Source organism: Ruminococcus sp. YE282 (genome assembly GCA_900101355.1).
Taxonomy (GTDB): domain Bacteria; phylum Bacillota; class Clostridia; order Oscillospirales; family Acutalibacteraceae; genus Ruminococcoides; species Ruminococcoides bromii_A.
Window position 1 is genome coordinate 1 of sequence record FMUV01000069.1, and the last position, 3,906, is coordinate 3,906.

General features: G+C 27.9%; 5 protein-coding genes. All 5 read left to right on the plus strand.

Features of this window, described 5'->3' with window-relative positions:
* The coding region (locus tag BLP46_RS13175; protein ID WP_502686004.1) for a beta-barrel domain-containing protein at positions 1 to 212 on the plus strand (212 nt) is incomplete at its 5' end.
* Between the two features lie 385 nt (positions 213 to 597).
* A complete protein-coding gene (locus BLP46_RS12565; protein WP_092979378.1) occupies positions 598 to 1,071 on the plus strand; it encodes a DUF5085 family protein in 474 nt (157 codons plus the stop codon).
* Between the two features lie 242 nt (positions 1,072 to 1,313).
* Entirely contained in the window at positions 1,314 to 2,186 is an 873-nt protein-coding gene (locus BLP46_RS12570; RefSeq protein WP_167669278.1) for a CPBP family intramembrane glutamic endopeptidase, read from the plus strand.
* A 107-nt stretch (positions 2,187 to 2,293) separates the two neighbouring features.
* Positions 2,294 to 2,497 (plus strand): hypothetical protein, encoded by a 204-nt coding sequence (locus BLP46_RS12575; RefSeq protein WP_092979382.1) that lies wholly within the window; start codon positions 2,294 to 2,296, stop codon positions 2,495 to 2,497.
* A 1,326-nt stretch (positions 2,498 to 3,823) separates the two neighbouring features.
* The coding region (locus tag BLP46_RS13510; RefSeq protein WP_143000489.1) for a cysteine peptidase family C39 domain-containing protein at positions 3,824 to 3,906 on the plus strand (83 nt) is incomplete at its 3' end.

The window sequence follows — 3,906 nt, forward strand, 5'->3', positions numbered from 1 at the left end:
AAATAACCGACGTTTCGGCAGATTCGTTTGCAGACCAATCAAACAATATGATGTATTACAAGGCTGAAGCTACGCTTGACAGTTCGTCACTATCAAATTTGTCGGGAGAAATAAAGGAACTGAAATCAGGTATGACGGTTGAAGCTCACATTATATCAGGCTCCAAAAAAATAATAATATGGTTCTTGGAACAGCTGAATTTTATTGATTAAGGTTTTTGATAACCGTTAATAAAATGCAGTTGAGTTGAACTTACTAAATCAAGCAGGCAGTTGACTAAGCGACTGCCTGCTGTTGCTTTATGTGAAAATCTAAATTTAACTGCAATAATCAGAATATAATAATATGAATTTTATTGTGTGGCTTGAAAGTAACAATTCAGTTTTGGCAATTGATGTTATAAATTAAATAAATTTTTAATAAAAATTAGAATACTTTACCGTTTAGGAAGGAAAATGACCGTTTAGGCAGATAATTCTAATTAGGGAAAATATTATTATAGCAATAAATTATATTATACTTGTTGTTTCAGCAAATTATTGCAACTTTTGGCAATAGATTTATTAAATACTAATTTGGGTTTAAGGGGAATGTGTAATGGAAATTAATCAAAAAAATATATATTCAGTTGAGCAGGTTATCACTTACAGAGGTAAAGTTAATAATAAATTGATTAATAATGTTATGAGTCGATTACTTTCTGTGATTAATGATACCGGTTTAAAAATTAACGGACCAACTATTACCGCAATCCATTCAATTGAAAATGATTGTGGTGACCAAATCATAGATATTGAGATTATAGTTCCAATTAACGGGGTAATGGCATCTACTGATGAATTTATTTATAAGGATACGTTTGAAATCAATAATGCACTTATGTTTAGACATATCGGCAATCCATTGACTATGAATACCGAAATGCAAGAGTTTAATCAGTATATAAGAGACAATGATTTTAAACCTGTTACGCCATTCTATAATGTTACGGTCAGGTCTGCATCATCACCTTCTGAAATTGATAATATTATAATGGATATATATGTTGGTGTAAAAAGCAACAATAGTTAAATCATTTAGAGTCGTATTAAAAAATAAATTTTATAACAAATAATCAAAATTAGAAACTGGATATTGATGAAATTAATATTCAAGTATTTTTAGGTGATGAGATGCACAATAAAGATATTAATAAATTAATCAGACAAATATCAAATTATAGCTCGTTGCCCCTGTTATTTTATTTGATAATGTTTGAGATTTCAGGATGTTTTCTACAGCTTTTTTTTTACTTCTTTGAAGAGAATTCTGTTATGGCTGACACAGGTTTACAAAGTTTAATTACATATATTGTAATTTATTTAATGATATTTCCTGTATCTATGTTTTTGTTTTATAAGCTGAAAGGCAGAAAAAACAATTTCAGATTGAATTCATGCTTAAAAAAGCCCAAAAGATCTGCTGGATGGATTACAAAATGGATAATTCTTTCGCTTGGGTTGACATATTTGTTTAGTGTCTTGTCCAGTTTGCTTATGTTATTTTTAGAATGCTTTGGTATTAATATAAATAATATAGCTATAGACTTTGGTGACTCAATATATAGTATTTTAGTAACAGTTTTAGTTATGCCTGTTCTGGCTCCGATATTTGAGGAACTATTATTCAGAGGTACCATATACAGAAATACCGAACCGATGGGACAGTGGTTTGCAATTATTTTGAACGCTGTAATGTTTGGTTTGTGGCATGCTAATGGTGCTCAGTCTATGTATACCTTTGTTCTTGGTGTAATGTCAAGTTTTTTGATTGCCAAAACAAGGTCTGTATTTCCGTCTGTAATATTGCATTTTTTGTTTAATATTATTGGCACAATTCAAAGCTTGTGTTTAATGAATCTTGATATTGAAAAACTTGGTGAAGAGAATATTGATTACATAATGAGTAACATTATTCCTATAATGATGTATTCAATAATGGTATTGTTAATTATAGGATTGATTATTGCAGGAATAGTTTTGCTTATTATTGAATTAGTAAAACATAGAGGAAAATTCACTTTGAATAGTGGAGAATATAGAATTAAAACTTTAAATAAGATTGCAATTTATTTTTCTGCACCGATTACAATAGTTGTATTTGTGATATTGATTGCGGAAACAATTATAAATGCAATATTTGTTTAGTCTGTTTAATCAGGTATGTTCCAATACTTATAAAATGTAGAAGTGCGCATACTATGTTTTGTTTGTATTTGAATATAAATATTATAAAATTAAGGAGGTACATAACAATGGAAAATGTTATGACAAAAGGTTTTACAGATCTTTCTATGAATGAAATTTGCAATATTGACGGCGGTGTAAACTGGTGGGCTGTTGCTGGTGGTGTTTGCTGTGTTGTTTCAGGTGTAGTTTGGTTTTGCGGTGGACCAGGAAAGGTTGCAGCTGGCTTCGCAATTGCAGGCGGAGTATGCACCATTATAAGTGCTTTTTAATTTTTTATATTATTTTAATTGTTGAGTAATATTGTTAATATTAAGGAGGTGCTTATTATCAAAAAAAGTCGTTTGCTCCAAATTATTTCAGGAATAATCATAATAGTAGCAGGTATCTGTGAAATTATTTATCAATTTAACAATATAGTAATATTTAACATTATCTTTATTATAGGATTAATAATATTCTTTTTATTGTTTATAATATATTTTTACCTTTATAAATGTGGAAAATAGACTGTATTATAATTGGCACTAATTTTGAATATTATTTTACATAAGCAATTAATTCTATATAAAATATTAACTCTATTTATCCCCATCGTTTATTAAAATAAAAGATGGGGATAAAATTGATAATTATATGCTCAGCAGTAGCTTATGCTATAAGGGTGATGTTATTTTGAAAAACAATAGAAATTATTTTATACTTTATTTTCTATTAGGTATGTAATGTGGATGTCCTTTCGAATTAGGGCTAAGTGTAGCTTTGCATAATATTGTTTTGTTTCCAATTTGTTTATCATCAGGACTTGTTATAGGAGCTGTGTTGGGAATTGTAGTTGTTAAGTTAAAAAATAAAAAAAGATAGATTAAAATGGTATTAAATAGTTTTTGATATTATCAATAGCGTTACAATTTAATTGACTCTGCAATTATGTTCTGAAAATCAGTTATTTGTACTCATTTTTAGAATCTAAAATTTAAAAATGTACATTTTATGAATATTTAGTAATTTGTTATTACCATAATTGTAGGTTAGTTTGTTTAAGGAATAGTATGTGTTATAATAAACTATTTGAAATTATATGTTTTATTGGTAGTGGCAAAGATTGTACTATTCCAGGTATTATTTTTACATGGGCATGTTAATTCTTCGTCATAAATAACTGTATAAACCCTTTCTTTATCTATTATAAAAACAAATAGATAAAGAAAGGGTACGGGGTTGAGATGAAATGGATAAAGATAAAATTACTTTTTTGAAAAAAATGGCTGAAAAATAACATATTTATGATTATAGTAACTGTAATTATTGTTGCAGTTATTTATGTTATAGCAATGATTTTTCACAATTTATATCTTGTTTTATTTAATATAGTATTTTCATTTGCGGCGTACTTTTATTATAGAAATAAAATGATGATTTATGTTGAGGAAAACCTATATAAATAAAATTATTTGATGAAGTAAGATATATAAAACTCGCAGAAATAAAATTAGATGATGTTTTTTACTGAGGTTTAAACATAAGATAAATACAAGTTGTTTTTGTATTATAGTTTCAAGGGTTAAAATCATCCTTAACGGAAGGAGAATTTTTCTGTGAAATATTGTTGTATAAAACAACACGATATAACAGATTGTGGTGCGGCGTGCCTCGCCACAATTTCCAAACAATACGGATT